This is a genomic window from Acinetobacter sp. 'aerobic (ED)' (assembly GCF_904886855.1).
GTDB lineage: Bacteria > Pseudomonadota > Gammaproteobacteria > Pseudomonadales > Moraxellaceae > Acinetobacter > Acinetobacter courvalinii.
Genome location: NZ_CAJHGI010000005.1, coordinates 198040 through 217250 on the forward strand (window position 1 = coordinate 198040; position 19211 = coordinate 217250).

The window sequence follows — 19211 nt, forward strand, 5'->3', positions numbered from 1 at the left end:
ATTGGCTCGATTTAAAGGAAGGCAATTCCTAGTCCTGCCCCTGCGGCCATCACCCAAAGTGGATGGATCTTTTTAAACATCCCGAGCACAGCAGTAACAACTACGATAATGACCAGGAGCAGGTTTTGTGCGGAAGCATCGGCAATCATCCAGGCACTGACCAGGACCAAGCCGACAGTAATCGGTTTCAACGCTTTTTCAAAACGTGCCCGTAACGGATTGGCTTTAAAGCGTTCCCAGAATTTGAGCGCATAAATGGTAATGATGGAAGATGGACCAAACTTCGCCAATGAAGTGACCAGTAAACCTGCTGGACCTGCCACATGCCAGCCGACCAAAGGCACAATCATCATATTCGGCCCGGGTGCCGCCTGTGCCATGGCAAAGAGCGAGCTAAACTGCTCTGCACTCATCCATTGATGCACGGTTACCACCTGATGCTGCATTTCAGGCAGGATGGCATTACCACCGCCAAAAGCCAGCAATGAAAGCTGAGTAAAAACCACGGCAAGGGTGACTAAGATCATGATTTTTTCACTCCCAATACCAGCATGTTAATGGCCAGTAGAATCGCTAAAGTCAGTGCCAACGGCAGCTTGATCCAGATCATAAACACGAAGGTCAGGCCGATGGTAAAAAGGGTCAGGTAACTTTTCAAGATGGGTTTGAGCATCTTAAAGCCTGTGGCAAACAGCAAGCCTGCTGCGGCGGCGGCCAAACCCTGGATCATGTGTTTGACGGCAGGCAGATATTGAAAATGCTCATAGACCTGATAGATCATCAGCACAATTGCAGTTGGGGCGGAGATCAAACCGAGGACTGAACTGATCGCACCTTTCACGCCCTGGAATTCCATTCCAATAGCAACTGCCATATTGATGATGTTACCGCCCGGTAATAACTGGCACACGCCAAGTAAGTCGGTAAATTTGCCAGCATCAATCCATTTATGTTCTTCAACGATAATGCGATGTGCCAGTGGCAACACGCCACCGAAACCCATCAATCCCAATTTCATAAACCCCGTAAAAAGTGCCTTACAATCAGGAGCAGTCGTTAATGGTTCACGCTCTATTGATAGGACTTGGGCTTTCATTGGATTACCTTTCTGTTCAACCTTGTGAGCTATAGCATGAAAGATTTATGGTATATTCACAAATGCTATTTTTGCCATTATCTATACTTTTAAGGTATGTATGATCGATATTCATAAGCTCAATGCATTCGTGGCTGTGGTGGAAGAAAGCAATATTTCCAAAGCAGCAGTCAAACTGCATATGCAACAGCCGCCCTTGACCCGATTGATCAAAAGTCTGGAACAAGAACTGGATACGGCTTTGCTGAAACGTCTGCCTCGTGGTGTCGAGGTCACGGAAGCCGGTAAGGCTTTGTATCAGGAAGCGATTACCATTCTGGCGCATGCCCAGTCGATTCCGAAACGGGTAAAAAATATTGCGCAAGGGCTGGAAGGTCAGATCAATATTGGCTTTACCAACTCCGCAGGCTTACATCCTTTTTTGCCAGCGGTATTGCGTCAGTTTAGGGAACAGTTTCCTGCGGTAGCGATTCATCTGGAAGAGGACAGCAGCACAGCTTTAACGGATGCAGTCATCAATGAAAAACTGGATATCGTGTTTCTACGCAAACCGGCACCGATTCATACCGAAGTCCAAAGTATTCATGTACTGGATGAGCCTTTGATTGTCGCGTTGCCGAGTAATCATCCTTTGGCTGGGCAAGCGGGAGCAATCCGTTTAGTCGATTTGGAGCCGTATGAGTTTGTATTGTATCGCCGTATCGCGGGACAGGACCTGTTCGATAATATTCTGGCAAACTGCTATCAGGCCGGTTTTAGTCCCAATATTGTTCAAGAGGCACCGCGCTTAACCTCGAGCCTTAATCTGATTGCCGCAGGCATTGGACTGTCTATTGTCCCTGCGTCAATTCAGGACTTCTGGAACAAGCAGATTGTGTATAAATCGCTAGAGGCGAAAAAACCATGTATTGCCCCGATTTATGCAATTTGTCGTACCCAAGGCAATAGTGTTCGGGTTGAGCATTTCTTGAGTTTACTCAAAGCCAGTCAGGCGGTTTGGAACGGTTCAATGGTTAAAGTGATAGAAATTTAAAATCGGCCCGGCCAGATGTTGCTGTGATTGATCCAGCGTCACTTTAATGACCCTGAAGTTAAAGTCACCTTCGTCAATATATTTAGCCACACCATGAGTTCTGTAATTCAGTTGTGGAATCTGATAGCTAAAGAACGCCACCTGTTTGGAGGGATGTACCACCTTGACCAGTTTTTGCGGGTCTTTATAGCTGCCATATTCATTTTCAATACTCTGCTTTAACAGATTAGGAAAATAAAGCGTGGCATAAGGCATACCACAACCGACACAGAAGGATGAGTCGTATAATTCAATTGCTTGCTTTTGATTTGGACTCATCAGCAGGGCTGAACCCGTACCATTTGCGCCCGCATTTGCCTCCACATCGCGCCAATCTTTGGGTACCAGAATTGCACCAATTTCAGGTAGCGCAACTAATTTGAGTTGCTTGGCCTGATGTGTATCCAGCTTAAAGTCAAAATGGCAGCTTTTTGCTGTACAGCTTTTAAAGTCTTTTAATAAGCCTTCATCGGCTGGATTCAGCGCAGTCACTCCATAAAAGGGAACACGCACATCGTTGGCAAAGGACACTTCACCCAAAGCATAAATTTGATTTTCGGCTTTTCGCTCTTGAGCTGTATTTGAAAATTTGGGAAAGATCGGCTTAAAGGTGCTGACCTCTGCATGAGTTGAAGTCACTGATAATGTAAATAAAATAGCATGAATTGAAAGTGATTTTTGCATTTTTAGTTTTGTGTTATCGGGTTTAATTCACATTAACATATTGTTTGAGATGAGTGCATTTGACAAGCTGATTTATAGAGAGAATCAACCAGACAGTTCAAGCTTAACGGTATGGTGACTTTAAGGGGGAGATTAAACAATACCTATATTTCAATTTAGATTTTACATTTTGATTTAATTGTTAGATTTTTCTTAATTGTTTATTTTTATATTCTTAACAATTGGCATAAGGATAAATAAAGAAAATAAAATAGTTCTTGATCCTCATAAGTTAGAAGAAATGGCTATGAACATAAACTTAACATTGAAAGCACTTTTAGTTGCTACTGTACTTGGAATGACAGCCTGTGCCTCTATGCCAGGTGGTACATCCAATGAAAAATATCAACCAACCTATCTGCAATCTCATTTGATTAAAGGTAAGACTACGAAAGCTGAAGTGGTTGCAATGTATGGCGAACCTAAAAGTAAGTCTATTGCTTCGGATAAGAGTGAATCTTGGTATTTCAATTCTGGAGCATCAAATTCTCCGCTTGGTGCTTTTGCTTCTTCTTCCTCTCAGACTGTAAATACAGGAATGAATATTCTTAAAAATCGTTTGATGCAGGCAATTCCTGGAGGTGGGTCGGGAGAAGCAGGTGCAATGGTTCAATCTGCTAAAATCGATGCCGTAAATGCTGCTACAGGTACAGCAGGTGGGGCTAGTGGCGTTTCACTATGGATTAATTTTGATAGCAAAGGATATGTAGAGAGATTCCATACGAGCCAATGATCAGTAGAAAAAATTAAAATAGAAAAGCAGAAATGATCAAGGAGTGTTTCTCTATGTAATCACTCTTTTGAAGTTTTCAATTTAAAAATAGAATCTGTTTTCTGATAAATATAAAGTTGACGTAAATGAGAGACCATACTCACTTACGTCAACTCATGATAATTTTTATACCGGATATCATAATAAAACTAGAGTGGAGTATGATTGAACAATAAATAAGTCATATCTAAAAAATTAGTGATCGTAAGCTGACATTGACCTCGTATAAATAGGTTTGATTGCCTAGAGAAATAATCCCTATGAACAAGATACTTACAGTCTGTGGTTTTATTGCGTTGAGTTCGAGTGCTTTTGCCCAAGACATTAAGAGCATTTCTTTCTCGCATCAGGATTGGGAAATCTACTGTAGCAATACGGGTACTTGTCGGGCTGCGGGTTATCAAAGTGAAGCGGAGCGTAATGAGCCTGCTTCATTATTATTGACCCGTCAGGCGGGAGCACGGCAGCCTGTACAGGTAGAATTCGCACTGGCACGTTATGAAGAGGAGTCTTTTCCGGCCGCCAAGCTTAAAAATATTCATTTTTATATCAATGGGAAAGATTTGGGCGCAGTCTCGTTTGAGGGGACTGAATTTCCGCTGATGGGTAAACTTTCAGCAAATCAAGTGAATGCTTTATTACAGCAGTCCCGACAACAGACCGAGATCGTGTTTAAAAATGCGCAGCTGCAATGGAAAATTTCAGATGCAGGCATGACTGCAGTCTTGCTGAAAATGGATGATTTCCAGAAGCGTATTGCTACGGCAGGCGCTTTGATTAAAAAGGGCCAAGCGGATGAGTCGAAGGTATTAGCAGCTCAACCCAGATTTACGGTCAAACAGCTCAAAACCTCCAGTAAACCTTATCTAACCTTGCAGCCAAATAACAAACGCTATGCAGCGTTATATCGTAATTTGATGGCAGCTCAGCCGACACCAAAACAGGAGGGCTTTTGTGAAGGGATGTATGAGGATGGTGAAACAAAGCCTCAAGCGATCGAGCTGTATAAACTGACCAATAAAAAAGTATTGGCGATGACCTTGTGCTGGCGTGGTGCCTATAACGAAGGTTATGGCGCATGGGTGCTGGATGATTCACTTACAAACAAGGCAAACTTTGTGACTGAACAGGCTTCCGAGTTTTATAACGGTATTTTGAGTAGCTCACAAAAAGGTCGTGGTATCGGTGATTGCTGGGCCAGTGATGAATGGGTCTGGGATGGACAGAAGTTTGTACATATGCTAGATCGCTGGACAGGGATGTGTAAAGGAGTTGCCGCGGGTGGGGTGTGGGATCTTGATCAGATCGAAGCCATCGTTAAATAATGCATTGGACATAAAAATAGCCTAAGGAAATATCATGCTAAAGGATAAAAGTGTTTTGACTGCAATGATTCTGCTGGGTGCATCCACCTGTTTTAGTACAACTATTTTTGCTGCACCATTACAGGTTCTGGAATTTAAAAAGGGACAACTGAGTTCAACCGAACAAACGCAGCTTTGTGAACAAGTAAAAGAGCTATGTCAGAACAAACCACAATTGCTAAGTTTGAAAACACCTGATCAAGGTCTATGGCTATTATCTGAGGGCAATATTGCTCGGTTTGGTATTTCAACCACAGGTTTTAAACTATTGAAACAGTGGCATATTCCATTAGCCTCGTCGCAAGAAATGGCACGATCAGGACAGTATATTTTTCCTAAGCTATTTCCCATGGATCAGAATCGTTATGCTGTTGCCATGATTGATACTTTTTCTGAAATGTATTCCGGTGGTGGGGCGGGGATTGAACGGGCCAGCTTTTATGAGTTAAAGGATTCTGGTCAGACGCATCACTTTATTGAAAATTATCCTTTTCATTTTTATCGCATGATTCGGGCCTGTTTCTCGGAACAGGATTATGAACGTTCTAAGGGCAACTGCCATGATGAAGATGGCCTGAGTCTGGATATTCGTCCGATTAAGCCGATGCTTTGGCAATTCCGTTATCGCTATAGTTTGGATGTGTCACCTGCATCAGATTCGGGCGAGAAATCATTTAAGGGCAGTCGTAATCTGAATATTGATTTAAATAAAGCCCCGCAGCAGCCAAATATACCCGCATCTTGGGATTATGCCGGTATGGAATAAATGCGCATGCAGGAATATAGGGTTGTTATAGAAGATCATTTTACACTTTGCCAAAGCTTTAAAGGCGTGGGCTTACGCAATTTACAGCGTCATAACAGATGATTTGCACCGTACATGGTACAAAGGGAAAGATTGCAATTTGGAACTGTGCTTATGTCTCGTGTTTATTCTTCTACCCGCCGTAAATTTTCTCATCTGAGTCGTTCTGTCTTGATGGCTGCGGCTGTGTTGGGTACCACCCAAATGGCAACGGCAGGTCCAACAGTCGATCAACTGAGTGATTGTTTGGTGAAAGCGACTACCGCAGCGGATAAAACCACAGTGTTGCAATGGACGTTTAGTGCTTTAGCTGCGCATCCTGATTTAAAGGCATTTAGCAATGTCACGCCTGAGCAGAAAACCCAGCTGGATCAGAAGCTGGCGCAGGTGTTACAGCGTGTGATTGTAGAGCAGTGTTCGACGCAGACTAAGGCTGTGATCAAAGCCGAAGGAATTCAGGCAGTCGGTCAGGCTTTTCAGCAGTTAGGTCAGAGTGCGGGACAGGATATTGTCAAAGATCCAGCGGTCAGACAGCAGTTGCAAGGTACCTTGCGTTATATTGACTTAAATAAATTGGTTACGACTTTTTTAACGCCTGATATCTGGAATAAGTTGGGTGTGTTAAGAGGGCAGTAAGAGTTTAAGTTGTCTCTATTGATCAAAAGAATTGCTAAAAAATGACCTATACGTATAATTAAATGGTTAATACGTATAGGGAGAAACTTATGCAAGCAAAATTAACATTATCTATTGATAAGAATGTGATTGAACGAGCAAAACATTATGCCCAACAACATCAGCAAAGTGTTTCTAGCTTGGTAGAGGCTTATTTAGACCGTATTTCAGCTCAAGCGAATAGAACGACGAATGAGCTTCATGCCCCAATTACAGAGCATTTAACTGGAATGTTTGCAGAACAAGATAACGGGCAGGATTATAAAGAATTACTTGCAGATGGACGTATGGAAAAGCATCTATGAGTGAGCGTATTTTTATTGATTCTGATGTGATTTTAGATGTCGCTTTAGCGCGCCAGCCATTTGTTGAGGCAAGTCAGTCTGTTTTGGCCTTATGTGAAAATAGAACTTTTACAGGCTGTATTTCATCCAATAGCGTTGCCAATATTTACTATATTTTGCGTAAGTTAGGTGGGGATGAAAAGGCTCGTATATTTATAAAGCAGCTACTAAAATTTTTCGTCATTATTCCTGTTGATCATGTTGGAATTACCAATGCTTTAGAGTCTAAATTTACTGATTTTGAAGATGCTATTCAGCATTTTGCTGCTTTGAGTTTTGGTTGTACGATGATTGTCACTCGAAATATTCAGGATTATAAGTTTGCTGAATTGAAGGTGGTTTTGCCAAGTGTTTTTATTGATTGATTTTGATATATCTCAATGCATTGTTTTAAATAAGTTAGTCACGCCTTTACGTTAATAAATTAAATCCTATCCCTCGTTCATGAGGGATTTTTTTATTTTCTTGGATATTTATTTATCGCAATGAACAAGCCTTGCCTTCATATTCATAACGATGAACCTTATATTCTTGACCATCCCAACGGAATACGGCAAAGCAAAAACCAGAGCCTTCATTAATAAGATCTGGCCAACCATCTTTACCTGTAGTTTTTAGGAAAGTTGGAGTGCCTCGATTCTCGGCAATCATTTTCCATAGTCCTTTTTTCTGTTGTGAGATGAGGTGGTAACCCACCATTTCTCGGCCATAGCATGTTGAATCAGCATCTGAAATGATGGCATCTTTTAGTCCATCACCATTTAAGTCTTGATATGTGGTGATTTTACCAATATCACAGTTACCTTCCCAACCATATTTAGTTTTTTTAAAACCTGCCGCTTTAAAAATGGCCTCAGCATCGGCTTTAGGAACTTGGGGTGTTTGTGCAAAATTAGAAGTGCTGATTAAAAGTAAACAGGTACTCAACAGTAATCTATTTCTCATAAGTTGAAGGATCATGTCTGTTTTAGTTTAAAAATTTATTGTGTGAATATTTTATCCTATAAAAACCAAAAAACCCGCTCTAAAGCGGGTTTTCTTTCGAAATCAGATCAGTTTAACCAATCAATTTCTTCATTAATTCATTCACTTGGGCTGGGTTGGCTTTACCTTTTGCAGCTTTCATGACTTGACCAACAAGACCATTAAAGGCTTTTTCTTTACCAGACTTGTACTCTTCGACCATTTTTTCATTGGCTGCAAGCACGTCTTTGATAATCGCTTCAATCGCACCGGTATCGGTTTCTTGCTTCAAGCCTTTTTCAGCAATGATGTCATCCGCAGATTTTCCTTCTGCTTCCCACATAAAGCCAAACACTTGCTTCGCGATTTTGCCGTTAATGGTATTGTCGACAATACGTGCGATCATGCCACCCAATTGCTCAGCAGAAACAGGAGAGTCCGCCAATTCTAGGCCCGCTTTGTTTAAAGCGCCTGAGAATTCACCCATCACCCAGTTTGCTGATACTTTACCTTGCTTTGCTCCGCCCGCAGCAGCCACAACCGCTTCGTAGAAGTCCGCCATTTCGCGTGACAGCGTCAATACATGTGCATCGTACTCAGTCACACCGAAGTCAGCGATAAAGCGTGCACGACGCGCTTTAGGCAGTTCTGGAAGGGCAGCACGTGCCGCTTCGATCTGCTCGTCAGCAATGATCACAGGCAACAAGTCTGGATCCGGGAAGTAGCGGTAGTCGTTCGCTTCTTCTTTTGAACGCATTGAACGAGTTTCCATCTTGTTCGGATCGAACAAACGGGTTTCCTGATCAATCTCGCCGCCGTATTCCAGAATTTCCATTTGGCGTTCAATTTCAACATTGATCGCTTGCTCAATGAAACGGAATGAGTTGAGGTTTTTTAACTCGCAACGTGTACCGAACGGTTGACCCGGACGACGCAATGACACGTTACAGTCAGCACGGAAAGAACCTTCTGCCATGTTACCGTCAGAAATACCTAACCAACGCACCAAAGTGTGAATCGACTTGATATAGGCAACCGCTTCTTCAACCGAACGCATATCCGGCTCAGATACGATTTCAAGTAATGGTGTGCCCGCACGGTTCAAGTCGATACCCGACATACCTTCGAACTGGTCATGGATTGATTTACCCGCATCTTCTTCAAGATGGGCACGAGTCACGCCAATACGCTTCACAGTGCCATCTTCAAGCTGGATGTCGATATGACCCAAGCCCACAATCGGATTGTCCATCTGGCTGATCTGGTAGCCTTTTGGCGAATCTGGGTAGAAGTAGTTCTTACGCGCAAATACAGAGGCCTGATCGATATAGGCATCAATCCCCAAACCAAAGCGAATCGCAAGATCAACCACTTCCGCATTCAACACAGGCAATACGCCCGGCATGGCTAAATCAACAAGGCTGGCTTGTGTATTTGGGTCTTGACCAAATTCAGTCGATGAACCCGAGAAGATTTTAGATTTGGTTGCAAGCTGAGTATGGATCTCGATCCCGATAACGACTTCCCAACCGTCAATTAACTTTAACTTTTGAGCTTCAGCCATTATGTATTCTCCTCAGCAATTGCCGCACGTTTGGTATGCCAGTCTGTGTTTTGTTGATATTGATGCACAATCGACAGCAATTGTGATTCTGACCAGTAGTTACCAATCAACTGTAAACCGACAGGCAAGCTGTCTTTATCAAAACCAACTGGTGCGTTGATGGCTGGTAGACCTGCCAAGTTCACTGCAAGGGTATAGATATCGCCTAAATACATTTCAGTCGGGCTGAGATTCGCACCGATTTTATAGGCTGTGGTTGGTGCAGATGGTGCAGCAATCACATCCACATTTTCAAATGCTTTGAGGAAATCTTGCTGAATTAAACGACGTACTTTTTGTGCTTTGACATAGTAGGCATCGTAGTAACCCGCAGAAAGGGCATAAGTCCCAATCAGGATACGACGTTGTACTTCAGCACCAAAACCTTCTGAACGTGAACGTTTATACAAGTCCATCAAGTCCACTGGGTTTTCACAACGGTAGCCATAACGTACACCGTCAAAACGTGACAGGTTTGAAGATGCTTCCGCAGGCGCGATCAGGTAGTAAGTTGGTACATAGGCTTCAGTCATGTTGAGATCAATCTCAACCAAGATTGCACCCATGTCTTCTAACTTTTTCAATGACTCTTCAACGCGTGCTTTTACATCTGCGTCTAAACCTGCCACATTGAAGTATTGTTTTGGAATACCAATGCGTAGACCTTTCACTGCTGTACCGTTTAGGTTCGCCACATAGTCATCGACTTCTTTGTTGATCGAAGTCGAGTCTTTGGCATCATGACCCGCAATCACATTTATCAAATAAGCACAGTCTTCTGCAGAACGTGCCATTGGACCGCCTTGATCCAGTGATGATGCATAGGCAATCATACCGAAGCGAGATACACGACCATAGGTCGGTTTTAAGCCAGTTAAGCCACAGAATGAAGCAGGTTGACGAATTGAGCCACCTGTATCGGTACCTGTCGCAATCGGTGCAAGATCAGCCGCCACAGCCGCTGCTGAGCCACCAGATGAACCACCCGGTACATGATCCAGTGCCCAAGGGTTAGACGTTGCACCGATGTAAGAATTTTCAGAGGTTGAACCCATGGCAAATTCGTCCATGTTCACCTTACCTAAAGTCACGAGACCCGCAGCTTTGGCTTTTGCAACCACGGTAGCATCATAAGGTGAAATGAAGTTATCCAGCATTTTTGAACCGGCCGTGGTTTTAATGCCTTGGGTACAAAAAATATCTTTATGGGCAAGGGGAATACCCGCTAGCGCATGTGCATTGCCTGACTTCAGTGCCGCATCAGCCGCATCAGCTTCGGCCAATGCCTGTTCTGCGGTGACGGTCACATAGCTTTTTACTTTCGGGTCAATTTTTGCAATACGCTTTAAATAATGTTCAGTCAATTCACGTGATGAAAATTGGGCTGTTTTTAAGCCTTCAGAGAGTTCACGGATTGATAAGCGATGTAAATCTGTCATATGAAAAATTTCTTTACATTCTAAATATAAAATATTGACTAATCGAATAAAACTTATTCAATTACGCGAGGTACGAGGTACAAACCTGCTTCAGTAGCAGGGGCGACCGCTTGATATTCATCACGATGGTTGCTTTCAGTCACAACGTCAGCGCGTAAAGGTTGCGGGTTATCAAATGGGCTCTTTAAAGGCTCAACATCATCGGTATTAATGCCTTTCAAGCTTTCCATCATGCCAAGGATTTTATTTAAACTTTGAGCATATTCAGCAGATTGCGTGTCATTGAGAGATAAACGTGCAAGGTGTGCGATTTGTGAGACCGTTTGCGCGTTTAAGTCTGTTGTCTGCTGAGCATCTGATGATGTAGACATAACTTTACCTAATTCAGTATTAAAAAATTTCAAAATATCGTGCGTTATAATAAGCGATTGACTTGTTCAAATCATCACATTTAGTTAAAGTTGCCACCTTGTATTCACACAAAGTTTAATTGAGAACGCCCCCGTGATTCTAAAACGACTAATTGGCTTGTTTTCGCCGGATTTAGCCATTGATTTAGGTACTGCAAATACACTTATTTATGCACCAGGCCGTGGCATTATATTAAATGAACCAACTGTTGTGGCAATTCGTCACAGTGGTTCACAAAAAATTGTTGCCGCTGTAGGACTTGATGCTAAACAAATGTTAGGCCGTACACCAGCGAATATTTCAGCGATTCGTCCGATGAAAGACGGTGTCATTGCTGACTTTGAAGTAACTGAGACCATGTTGAATCAGTTTATTGGCAAAGTGCATGAAAAGCGTTTATTCCCGCCAGCACCACGTGTGGTGGTGTGTGTACCATGTAAATCGACTCTGGTTGAGCGTCGTGCCATTCGTGAGGCTGTATTCAATGCAGGCGCACGTGATGTTCGCTTGATTGAAGAGCCAATGGCGGCTGCAATTGGCGCAGGTATGCCGGTTGAGCAAGCCTGTGGTTCGATGGTCGTTGATGTCGGTGGTGGTACCACTGAAATCGCCATCATTTCATTGCAAGGTTGTGTATACGCAGATTCATTACGTATCGGTGGTGATGTATTTGATGAGCAGATCATCAACTACGTTCGTAAAGCGCACGGTTGTGTGATCGGGGAAACCACAGCTGAAGTGATCAAGAAAGAAGTGGGTATGGCTGTTACAGACGGCAAAACCCTTGAAATCGAAGTTCGCGGCCGTAATCTGGCAGAGGGTGTTCCTCGCGCGATTACCGTGACTTCTGATGAAATCACCCAAGCCATTGCTGATCCATTGCAAAGCATTGTCAGTGCGGTGAAATCTGCCCTTGAACAAACGCCTCCTGAATTGTCTTCGGATATTGCAGAACGCGGTATCGTGTTGACCGGTGGTGGTGCATTGCTACGTAACCTGGATAAATTACTTGCGCAAGAAACAGGTCTGCCTGTGATTGTTGCAGATGATCCTTTAACTTGCGTTACTCGTGGTGGCGGTAAAGTTTTAGAGTTCTTTGACAATCCAAACCATGACATGCTTTTCGTTGGTTAAATCATAAGGACGAGGCGGTGCAACCGAATCTTTTTTCAAGACAACCGCCATCTTTTCGCTCATTTGTCATTGCGGTCATTACATGTCTGGTGGTGCTTTTCTTTGATTGGCGCATGCCCTATGTCATCCAACCCGCAAGGGATGTCTTGTATGCCGCGTATAATCCGATTTATGCGCTGGCAAGCTATCCTGTACTGTCGCGAGAATGGCTTAACCAACAAACCAAATCCGAAGCCCAATTGCGCCGTGAAAATACGGCCATGCAGGCTGAACTCCTTCAGGCACAAGTCCGTCTACAAAAGCTTTCAGAACTCTCTGCGGAAAATAACCGTTTAAGAGGGCTATTGGATACGCCATTGATTATTGATGGACGTATGCAGATTGCCGAAGTGATCGGGACCGATGCTGACCCATTGCGGCATATTATTATTATTAACCGTGGTTCCATGGATCATTTAAGAACAGGACAAACTGTGCTGGATGATAAGGGGATTATGGGGCAGATTATTAATGTCTATCCGCATAGTTCACGGATTATGCTGCTATCTGATAAAGAACATTCATTATCGGTACGTCTAGAACGTACAGGAATGCGTGCCATTGTCACGGGTACAGGTGATCTGGGACAACTTAAAATGGAATATGTGCCGACCAGTGCCAATATTCAGGTTGGGGACAAGGTCTATAGCTCTGGACTCGGTGAACATTTTCCGGCAGGTTACTTAGTGGGTACGGTATCGAAAGTCAGTCGACATACCTCGGGCGAATTTGCTGAAATCGACGTGGCACCTGCTGCTCAGCTGGCTAGTGGTCATCACGTGGTCGTCTTATTCTCGGAATCTTTAGCGCAGGAGCAACCGTATGCCGATCGCTAAACTGAACTATGAGAAACGCAAAGATCCACTGTTGATGATTATCCTGTCGATTGTGATAGGTTCCGTGTTGATGATCTATCCGATCCCTTATGAGGCATCCGGATGGCGTCCATCGATGATGTTGATGATCATGCTGTTCTGGATTCTTTACCAGCCGGTCTGGTGCGGGGTCTGGTTTGCCTTCGGGATGGGGCTTTTTGTTGACCTGTTGCTCGATGCACCGTTTGGCTTAAATGCCCTGAGTTTTGTACTGATTGCCTTTACGACACGCTATTTGATTCGTGAACGCCGCATTCTGACCTTCGGAAACTCCTGGGTGATTGCGGTACTGGCGATTGTTGCGCATATTACCTTTCTGTGGATTAGCCAGACCATTGCCGGAACACATTTCTCGATTGCGCGTCACTGGCAACCTGTGGTGACAGGTGTGTTAGCATGGCCACTGGTTTATTATTGTTTGCATAAATGGCGCATATAATTCTCGCATCCAGCTCGCCGCGTCGGCAGGAGCTATTGACACAACTGGGTCTGGACTTTGAAATTTACAGTCCGGATATCGACGAGGCTGTGCAGGATGGGGAAGCGGTTGAACATTATGTTGAACGTTTGGCCCGAGCCAAGGCGCAAGTGGTGTTAGAGCAGTTTCCTCACGCCATTGTGATTGCGGCAGATACCAGTGTAAGTTTTGCGGGTAAAATTATTGGAAAACCGGAATCAAAACAGCATGCCTTTGAAATCTGGGCCATACTGTCTGGACAATGGCATGAGGTTTACTCTGGCCTCTGTGTGGCAACGTCTGCACAGGTGTTGAGTACTGCGGTATGCACTCAGGTTGAGTTACAGCCACTGAGTCCGGCAGCGATGGAAGAATACTGGGCGACTGGCGAGCCAGTAGGAAAAGCGGGCGCCTATGCGATACAGGGAATTGCTGCACAATATATTCCTCAAATTCGGGGCAGCTACAGTAATGTAGTGGGTTTGCCTCTTTATGAGACAGCACAGTTATTAGAAAGGGTTAAAGCCTAAGTATTGGAATACTGGGGATAACACTTTCGGATATAAGAATTTTTATAAAGTTTTGAGTTTGTTATGGCAGAAGAGTTGCTGATTAACGTCACCCCGATGGAATGTCGTGTGGCATTGATTGAAAATGGTACGGTCAATGAACTATTTGTTGAGCGTACGGTTAAACGTGGGTTAGTGGGTAATATCTACAAAGGTAAAGTGGTGCGTGTCCTGCCGGGGATGCAAGCAGCCTTTGTCGATATTGGTTTGTCTCGAACCGCTTTTTTGCATATTAACGATATGGTGTGGTCGCGTTCGCAACCCACCCCCAATGTCTTCGAGCTATTACATCCCGGGCAAATGCTGACGGTTCAGGTCATGAAGGACATGCTGGGAACCAAAGGCGCGCGCCTGAGCACCGATCTTTCTATTCCTTCGCGCTATCTGGTGTTGATGCCGTATGGCAATCACATTGGTGTATCTCAGCGAATCGAATCTGAAGATGAACGGGATCGGCTACGTGGCATTATTGAAGGCATTCAGGCCGAGCATCATTTGCCGGGCAGTGTAATTGTGCGTACTGCCGCTGAAGGCGTCGATGAAGCTGCGATTGCACAGGACATGTGCTATCTCAGCAAGTTATGGGAATTTATCCAGCGTAAACAAAAAGAAGCCGCAACAGCCGAACTGATCTTTGAAGAGTTACCTTTACCGCAACGCATTGTGCGTGATCTGGCCAGTGATGAAACGGCAAAGATCTATGTCGATTCACGCGAGATTCACGGCAAACTCAGCGAGTTTGTGGATGAGTTTGTGCCGACCATTCAAAACCGTTTAATTCATTATCCGGGTGAGAAACCGTTATTCGATTTATATAACGTCGAAGAAGATATTCAAAAAGCCTTGCAAACCCGTGTCGCGCTCAAGTCGGGCGGTTATCTGATGATTGACCAGACCGAGGCCATGACCACCATAGATGTCAATACCGGTTCTTATGTCGGCGGGCGCAGCTTGGAAGACACGGTATTTAAAACCAATATGGAAGCCACGCAGGTGATTGCAAGACAGCTACGGCTGCGTAATCTGGGCGGTATTATTATCATTGATTTTATTGACATGCAGGAAGCTGAGCATCGTGAAGAAGTAATGCGCCAGTTCGAACGTATGCTCGAGCGCGACCACGCCAAAACCAAAATTACCCAGGTTTCCGAGCTCGGTTTAGTGGAGATGACGCGTAAACGGACCCGTGAATCTTTGGAACATTTACTCTGTGAATCCTGCCCAACTTGTCAGGGGCGGGGATATGTGAAAACAGCAGAGACAGTATGTTACGAGATATTTCGAGAGATTCTGCGTTATGCCCGTGCATTTGATTCCAAGGGTGGCTTTACTGTCGTTGCACATCCAGCAGTGATTGATCGGCTCTTAACAGCAGAAGCCCCAGCTGTCGCGGATTTAGAACATTTTATTAATCGTGTGATTAAATTCCAGGTGGAAAATCTGTATACGCAAGAGCAATACGATATCATTTTAACCTAAAGTTGTAACAAGATTTCGCTTAAGCCTTGTTACAACTGAAATTTTACTTTCTATCATGAATTTTAAATACTAGAACCATAGAATGAGCCATAGGTACTTTTGGGTCCCTTAGCAAATAATATGAGGTATATAATGATGAATGTAACTGAAAGATTAGTGAGTCACGGTTTTAAACACGTTTTAGACAGCACCCCTGTAAACACTTGCTACATGGTCGACAGTCAAGGTAAAGAAGTTCAGATTACCACAGCGATGATTCGCTCAGCCTGCCATCAGCTCTTACAGCGTTGCCGTACAATTAAAAAGTAAGGGGCTAACGAAAGCCCCTTAATTTATTCTGTTATTCTAATTTTCGACTTTTTGCGCTTGCGGCAAATCTTGAATCGCCTGTTCAAAACGTTGAATCTCTTCTTCTAAATGTGTCAGTAAATTCTGCATTTTCGGCAAAGCATTACGACATGCAATCAAGCCGACTTCCAGTTTATCCAGATAACTGGTCATGGTGATATTGAGTGCTTGACCATCCATCACAATCGATGCAGGGTAGAGTGCATCCAGTTTGGCACCATTCCAGTACAAAGGCTCACGCGGGCCGGGAACATTGGAAATCACAAGGTTAAAGGCCTGACGCTTCGGCAACATACCTGAGGCAATGTTTAAACCTGCTGGTCCATAGACGACTGCACTATAGTTCAAAATTTCATTGGCGGTCATACGACTAAAGCGTTGTTTTGAGTTCTGTACGCTACGGCGAATGATGTCGAGACGTTCAATCGGATCTTCGATATGGGTGGCCAGATTGGCCAGAATCATGGTAATACGGTTGCTAACATCCGAATCGTCGGTCCGTAAAGACGCAGGCACCATCGCAATCAGCGGCTTTTTCGGCAAGCTATTGTGACTGAGCAGATATTCACGTAAAGCGCCCGAGCAGACGGCCAAAATCACATCATTCAGGGTTACGCCCAATGACTTGGCAATACGGCGGAAACGTTCCAGTTCAAATGATTGTGCTGCAAAACGGCGTGAAGAACTGACGCGTTGATTCAGGATCGAAGGCGGTGCCTGAAAGGTCGAGACATAGTCCGGATTTTTGCCCATCTCTTTAAAGATGGTTTGCGACAGTTCCTGCATAACCTTAGGTGCAACTTCAAGCTGGGACTTAATTCCTTCCATCACACCTTTAATTTTGCTTACCGTCGGTGGCTTAGGCGCTTTTAAACGTTTAGTTCTTTTGCCCTCTACACACCATAAAGGTACCACATGCTTTTCATTTGGATCATGAGAAAGCGATTTTTCAATCAGACGCATGCCTGCCACGCCGTCGACCATGGCATGGTGAATCTTGAAATACATGGCAAAACGGTTGCCTTCAATACCTTCAATAATGTCGCAGGTCCACAGTGGCTTAGCACGATCAATTAGCGAACTATGCTGCTGAGAGATATATACTAGCAGTTCACGGATACGTCCTGGATTTGGCAGGGCAATGTGACGGAAATGATGATCCAGATCGAACTCGCTATCCTCACCCCAGAATAAACCATTCAGCTGATTGTTGAATGGAGGCACAGGAATACTCTTGGACTGACGAATTTCCTCAACTAAATCATGTACAAAGGTCGATGATGCATTTTCAGGAAGCTCGAATAGAAACAATCCCCCTACATGCATAGGCTGTTGCCGTTTCTCTAATGAGAGAAAAATAAAATCAATGGGGTGTAGTGGGCGCATAGCAGATCTAGCCTCTCATCGCATTTTTTATAAGATACTCTATGAGTTCTTATTCGTCTTATTGAACCGTTCTGCGCAGTATATACTGTTTGTTCTGGTTAAAATATGACTTTGTACAGACGAGTCAGGAAAAATAAAACCACTGACGAATCAGTGGTTTTATTTTAATACGGGGCGAAAATCAGTGATTTAGGTGCAAACCGCATTCACGATGTTCTTCACCTTTGGTCGGATCAAAGTAATCTTCATTGTCCGGTAAATTATGTTTTTGCATATATTCCCATAGGTCTTTTGAGGTCCATTTTAATAATGGCGCAACCTTGATCAGACCATCCGGATTAATACTGACCGGGTCCATTTCTGCACGAACTGCGGTATCGGTGGCACGTAAAGCGGTAAACCAGACTTTAGGCGCAGTTTCACGGATTGCACGTTCAAAAGGCTCTAACTTTACTTCAGCGGTAAAGGCTTCGTGTTTTGGATCATCGAGTGCCGGCACAGGACCTTCCAGTGCTTCACGATGTGCGCGTGAACGTTTTGGCAGGTAAGTAAGAAGGTTCAAGTTCAGTAACTTGCTAATTTCATCTACATATCGATAAGTGGTTTCGGTGTTGTAGCCATTATCCATCCAAACCACCTGAATATCAGGTTTGACACGCGTCAACATGTGCAGAATGACAGCTTCGAATGGACGGAAATTCGTTGTCACAATGGCCTTTTCATTTAAGCTTAATGCCCATTCAATTAGTTTTTCAGCATCATTGCCAAATTCTGTATTGATTTGATCCAAATTTAAAGTCATAACACGTTGCCTTTTATGCTCATCGGTCTTCGTCGTTTACACGACATACTGCTTCATATAGTAATGCAATTATGTCTGGTCGGATATGTTCGCCAAGGAAATTCTTATTCAAAAAATCTATGGTTAGACCATGAAAAAAGGGCAATTGTTGAGCACATCTCCATGCTAAACTAGCGCAATTTTTAACACATAGGATAGTTGAATAAGCATGGAAATCGTATGCCTAGATCTTGAAGGGGTTTTAGTTCCAGAAATCTGGATTAACTTTGCCAAAAAAACAGGGATTAAAGAACTTGAGGCAACGACACGTGATATTCCTGATTACGATGTGTTGATGACTCAGCGTCTCAACATCCTAAAACAGCATGGTTTGGGCTTAAATGATATCCAGGCCGTGATTGCAGATATGGGGCCTTTTGAGGGTGCGAAAGAGTTTGTGGAATGGGCACGTACGCATTTCCAGCTGATTATTTTATCTGATACCTTCTATGAGTTTGCACATCCATTGATGAAACAGTTGGGATGGCCAACCATTTTCTGTCATAAGCTTGAAACCGATGAAAACGGCATGATTACGGCGTATAAATTACGCCAGCCAGATCAGAAGCGTCAAGCAGTCAAAGCATTACATGGCTTGAATTTCCGTGTGATTGCGGCAGGTGATTCGTATAATGATACTACCATGCTGGGTGAAGCAGATCATGGTTTCCTGTTTGATGCGCCAGACAATGTGATTGCAGAATTTCCGCAGTTCCCGCCATTGCATGGTTATGAGGCATTAAAGCAGGCGATTCGTTCTGTATCACAACGTGATATTCCAGAATAATGAATCCATTTGATTGCTGATTTTTTAAA

The 19211-nt window shown here is 43.8% G+C and carries 23 protein-coding genes; 14 read left to right on the forward strand and 9 right to left on the reverse strand.

Annotated features, from left to right (window positions below; all coding sequences use genetic code 11):
- Window positions 1-11: 11 nt before the first annotated feature.
- Window positions 12-527: a chromate transporter gene (locus JO943_RS12225; protein WP_005226986.1), complete on the reverse strand. Its 516-nt coding sequence runs from the start codon at window positions 525-527 to the stop codon at window positions 12-14.
- On the reverse strand, window positions 524-1096 hold the full coding sequence (locus tag JO943_RS12230; protein ID WP_005288748.1) for a chromate transporter: 573 nt from the start codon (window positions 1094-1096) through the stop codon (window positions 524-526). Before JO943_RS12230 ends, JO943_RS12225 begins: the two co-directional genes overlap by 4 nt.
- A 100-nt stretch (window positions 1097-1196) precedes the next feature.
- Between JO943_RS12230 and JO943_RS12235 the strand changes: the two genes are divergently transcribed.
- Entirely contained in the window at window positions 1197-2129 is a 933-nt protein-coding gene (locus JO943_RS12235) for a LysR family transcriptional regulator (RefSeq protein WP_202740910.1), read from the forward strand.
- On the opposite strand, the gene JO943_RS12240 is transcribed toward JO943_RS12235, so the two are convergent.
- The gene (locus JO943_RS12240; RefSeq protein WP_202740911.1) at window positions 2103-2852 is read right to left on the reverse strand and encodes a DUF4850 domain-containing protein; all 750 of its coding nucleotides are present in this window, start codon (window positions 2850-2852) and stop codon (window positions 2103-2105) included. The genes JO943_RS12235 and JO943_RS12240 overlap by 27 nt on opposite strands.
- Window positions 2853-3048: 196 nt before the next feature.
- On the opposite strand from JO943_RS12240, the gene JO943_RS12245 reads away from it, so the two are divergent.
- The 6 genes from JO943_RS12245 (at window position 3049) to JO943_RS12270 (ending at window position 7216) form a co-directional block, all read left to right on the forward strand.
- Window positions 3049-3624: a hypothetical protein gene (locus JO943_RS12245; RefSeq protein WP_227614467.1), complete on the forward strand. Its 576-nt coding sequence runs from the start codon at window positions 3049-3051 to the stop codon at window positions 3622-3624.
- 299 nt (window positions 3625-3923) lie between these two features.
- Complete coding sequence (locus JO943_RS12250; protein ID WP_202740912.1) at window positions 3924-4988, forward strand: DUF1176 domain-containing protein; 1065 nt, start codon at window positions 3924-3926, stop codon at window positions 4986-4988.
- Window positions 4989-5022: 34 nt separating this feature from the next.
- Window positions 5023-5793, forward strand: a complete 771-nt coding sequence (locus tag JO943_RS12255; RefSeq protein ID WP_202740913.1) for a hypothetical protein — start codon at window positions 5023-5025, stop codon at window positions 5791-5793.
- Between the two features lie 153 nt (window positions 5794-5946).
- Window positions 5947-6468: a hypothetical protein gene (locus JO943_RS12260; RefSeq protein WP_202740914.1), complete on the forward strand. Its 522-nt coding sequence runs from the start codon at window positions 5947-5949 to the stop codon at window positions 6466-6468.
- Between the two features lie 89 nt (window positions 6469-6557).
- Window positions 6558-6812, forward strand: coding sequence for a DUF6364 family protein (locus JO943_RS12265; protein WP_202740915.1), 255 nt, complete (start codon window positions 6558-6560; stop codon window positions 6810-6812).
- Window positions 6809-7216, forward strand: coding sequence for a PIN domain-containing protein (locus JO943_RS12270; RefSeq protein ID WP_202740916.1), 408 nt, complete (start codon window positions 6809-6811; stop codon window positions 7214-7216). Before JO943_RS12265 ends, JO943_RS12270 begins: the two co-directional genes overlap by 4 nt.
- A 112-nt stretch (window positions 7217-7328) precedes the next feature.
- Here JO943_RS12270 and JO943_RS12275 read toward each other — a convergent pair whose 3' ends face one another.
- From JO943_RS12275 to gatC, 4 genes are all read right to left on the reverse strand, one after another.
- Complete coding sequence (locus JO943_RS12275) at window positions 7329-7811, reverse strand: hypothetical protein (protein ID WP_202740917.1); 483 nt, start codon at window positions 7809-7811, stop codon at window positions 7329-7331.
- A gap of 97 nt (window positions 7812-7908) precedes the next feature.
- On the reverse strand, window positions 7909-9378 hold the full coding sequence (gatB, locus tag JO943_RS12280; RefSeq protein WP_202740918.1) for an Asp-tRNA(Asn)/Glu-tRNA(Gln) amidotransferase subunit GatB: 1470 nt from the start codon (window positions 9376-9378) through the stop codon (window positions 7909-7911).
- The gene (gene gatA, locus JO943_RS12285) at window positions 9378-10856 is read right to left on the reverse strand and encodes an Asp-tRNA(Asn)/Glu-tRNA(Gln) amidotransferase subunit GatA (RefSeq protein ID WP_202740919.1); all 1479 of its coding nucleotides are present in this window, start codon (window positions 10854-10856) and stop codon (window positions 9378-9380) included. The genes gatB and gatA overlap by 1 nt, the downstream gene beginning before the upstream one ends.
- Window positions 10857-10909: 53 nt before the next feature.
- On the reverse strand, window positions 10910-11227 hold the full coding sequence (gene gatC, locus JO943_RS12290; RefSeq protein WP_004652310.1) for an Asp-tRNA(Asn)/Glu-tRNA(Gln) amidotransferase subunit GatC: 318 nt from the start codon (window positions 11225-11227) through the stop codon (window positions 10910-10912).
- Between the two features lie 133 nt (window positions 11228-11360).
- Here gatC and JO943_RS12295 point away from each other — a divergent pair, with 133 nt between their 5' ends.
- The 6 genes from JO943_RS12295 to JO943_RS12320 all read left to right on the forward strand — a co-directional run bounded on the left by JO943_RS12295 (window position 11361) and on the right by JO943_RS12320 (window position 16129).
- The gene (locus tag JO943_RS12295; RefSeq protein ID WP_005226999.1) at window positions 11361-12401 is read left to right on the forward strand and encodes a rod shape-determining protein; all 1041 of its coding nucleotides are present in this window, start codon (window positions 11361-11363) and stop codon (window positions 12399-12401) included.
- Window positions 12402-12418: 17 nt separating this feature from the next.
- Complete coding sequence (gene mreC / locus JO943_RS12300) at window positions 12419-13276, forward strand: rod shape-determining protein MreC (protein ID WP_005227000.1); 858 nt, start codon at window positions 12419-12421, stop codon at window positions 13274-13276.
- Complete coding sequence (gene mreD / locus JO943_RS12305; protein WP_005227001.1) at window positions 13263-13754, forward strand: rod shape-determining protein MreD; 492 nt, start codon at window positions 13263-13265, stop codon at window positions 13752-13754. Before mreC ends, mreD begins: the two co-directional genes overlap by 14 nt.
- The gene (locus JO943_RS12310; RefSeq protein ID WP_202740920.1) at window positions 13742-14302 is read left to right on the forward strand and encodes a Maf-like protein; all 561 of its coding nucleotides are present in this window, start codon (window positions 13742-13744) and stop codon (window positions 14300-14302) included. Before mreD ends, JO943_RS12310 begins: the two co-directional genes overlap by 13 nt.
- Before the next feature lie 63 nt (window positions 14303-14365).
- Complete coding sequence (gene rng, locus JO943_RS12315; RefSeq protein ID WP_005227003.1) at window positions 14366-15820, forward strand: ribonuclease G; 1455 nt, start codon at window positions 14366-14368, stop codon at window positions 15818-15820.
- A gap of 135 nt (window positions 15821-15955) precedes the next feature.
- A complete protein-coding gene (locus JO943_RS12320; protein ID WP_104021909.1) occupies window positions 15956-16129 on the forward strand; it encodes a PA1571 family protein in 174 nt (57 codons plus the stop codon).
- Between the two features lie 36 nt (window positions 16130-16165).
- Here JO943_RS12320 and JO943_RS12325 read toward each other — a convergent pair whose 3' ends face one another.
- Window positions 16166-17554 carry a WS/DGAT/MGAT family O-acyltransferase gene (locus tag JO943_RS12325; RefSeq protein WP_005288714.1) on the reverse strand — a complete coding sequence of 463 codons (1389 nt, stop codon included), beginning with the start codon at window positions 17552-17554 and terminating at the stop codon, window positions 16166-16168.
- Between the two features lie 181 nt (window positions 17555-17735).
- On the reverse strand, window positions 17736-18356 hold the full coding sequence (locus JO943_RS12330) for a phosphoadenosine phosphosulfate reductase family protein (protein WP_005227006.1): 621 nt from the start codon (window positions 18354-18356) through the stop codon (window positions 17736-17738).
- Between the two features lie 208 nt (window positions 18357-18564).
- On the opposite strand from JO943_RS12330, the gene thrH reads away from it, so the two are divergent.
- The gene (thrH, locus tag JO943_RS12335; RefSeq protein ID WP_202740921.1) at window positions 18565-19182 is read left to right on the forward strand and encodes a bifunctional phosphoserine phosphatase/homoserine phosphotransferase ThrH; all 618 of its coding nucleotides are present in this window, start codon (window positions 18565-18567) and stop codon (window positions 19180-19182) included.
- Window positions 19183-19211 lie beyond the last annotated feature (29 nt).

Bases quoted from the DNA above. Each gene is read 5' to 3' on its own strand.
- gatC (WP_004652310.1), bottom strand. From the start codon at position 11,227: ATGTCTACATCATCAGATGCTCAGCAGACAACAGACTTAAACGCGCAA.
- JO943_RS12310 (WP_202740920.1), top strand. From the start codon at position 13,742: ATGGCGCATATAATTCTCGCATCCAGCTCGCCGCGTCGGCAGGAGCTA.
- gatB (WP_202740918.1), bottom strand. From the start codon at position 9,378: ATGGCTGAAGCTCAAAAGTTAAAGTTAATTGACGGTTGGGAAGTCGTT.
- JO943_RS12255 (WP_202740913.1), top strand. From the start codon at position 5,023: ATGCTAAAGGATAAAAGTGTTTTGACTGCAATGATTCTGCTGGGTGCA.
- JO943_RS12235 (WP_202740910.1), top strand. From the start codon at position 1,197: ATGATCGATATTCATAAGCTCAATGCATTCGTGGCTGTGGTGGAAGAA.
- JO943_RS12230 (WP_005288748.1), bottom strand. From the start codon at position 1,096: ATGAAAGCCCAAGTCCTATCAATAGAGCGTGAACCATTAACGACTGCT.
- gatA (WP_202740919.1), bottom strand. From the start codon at position 10,856: ATGACAGATTTACATCGCTTATCAATCCGTGAACTCTCTGAAGGCTTA.
- JO943_RS12270 (WP_202740916.1), top strand. From the start codon at position 6,809: ATGAGTGAGCGTATTTTTATTGATTCTGATGTGATTTTAGATGTCGCT.
- JO943_RS12225 (WP_005226986.1), bottom strand. From the start codon at position 527: ATGATCTTAGTCACCCTTGCCGTGGTTTTTACTCAGCTTTCATTGCTG.
- JO943_RS12240 (WP_202740911.1), bottom strand. From the start codon at position 2,852: ATGCAAAAATCACTTTCAATTCATGCTATTTTATTTACATTATCAGTG.
- JO943_RS12325 (WP_005288714.1), bottom strand. From the start codon at position 17,554: ATGCGCCCACTACACCCCATTGATTTTATTTTTCTCTCATTAGAGAAA.
- JO943_RS12260 (WP_202740914.1), top strand. From the start codon at position 5,947: ATGTCTCGTGTTTATTCTTCTACCCGCCGTAAATTTTCTCATCTGAGT.
- JO943_RS12275 (WP_202740917.1), bottom strand. From the start codon at position 7,811: ATGATCCTTCAACTTATGAGAAATAGATTACTGTTGAGTACCTGTTTA.
- JO943_RS12250 (WP_202740912.1), top strand. From the start codon at position 3,924: ATGAACAAGATACTTACAGTCTGTGGTTTTATTGCGTTGAGTTCGAGT.
- JO943_RS12320 (WP_104021909.1), top strand. From the start codon at position 15,956: ATGAATGTAACTGAAAGATTAGTGAGTCACGGTTTTAAACACGTTTTA.
- mreD (WP_005227001.1), top strand. From the start codon at position 13,263: ATGCCGATCGCTAAACTGAACTATGAGAAACGCAAAGATCCACTGTTG.
- thrH (WP_202740921.1), top strand. From the start codon at position 18,565: ATGGAAATCGTATGCCTAGATCTTGAAGGGGTTTTAGTTCCAGAAATC.
- JO943_RS12330 (WP_005227006.1), bottom strand. From the start codon at position 18,356: ATGACTTTAAATTTGGATCAAATCAATACAGAATTTGGCAATGATGCT.
- JO943_RS12265 (WP_202740915.1), top strand. From the start codon at position 6,558: ATGCAAGCAAAATTAACATTATCTATTGATAAGAATGTGATTGAACGA.
- rng (WP_005227003.1), top strand. From the start codon at position 14,366: ATGGCAGAAGAGTTGCTGATTAACGTCACCCCGATGGAATGTCGTGTG.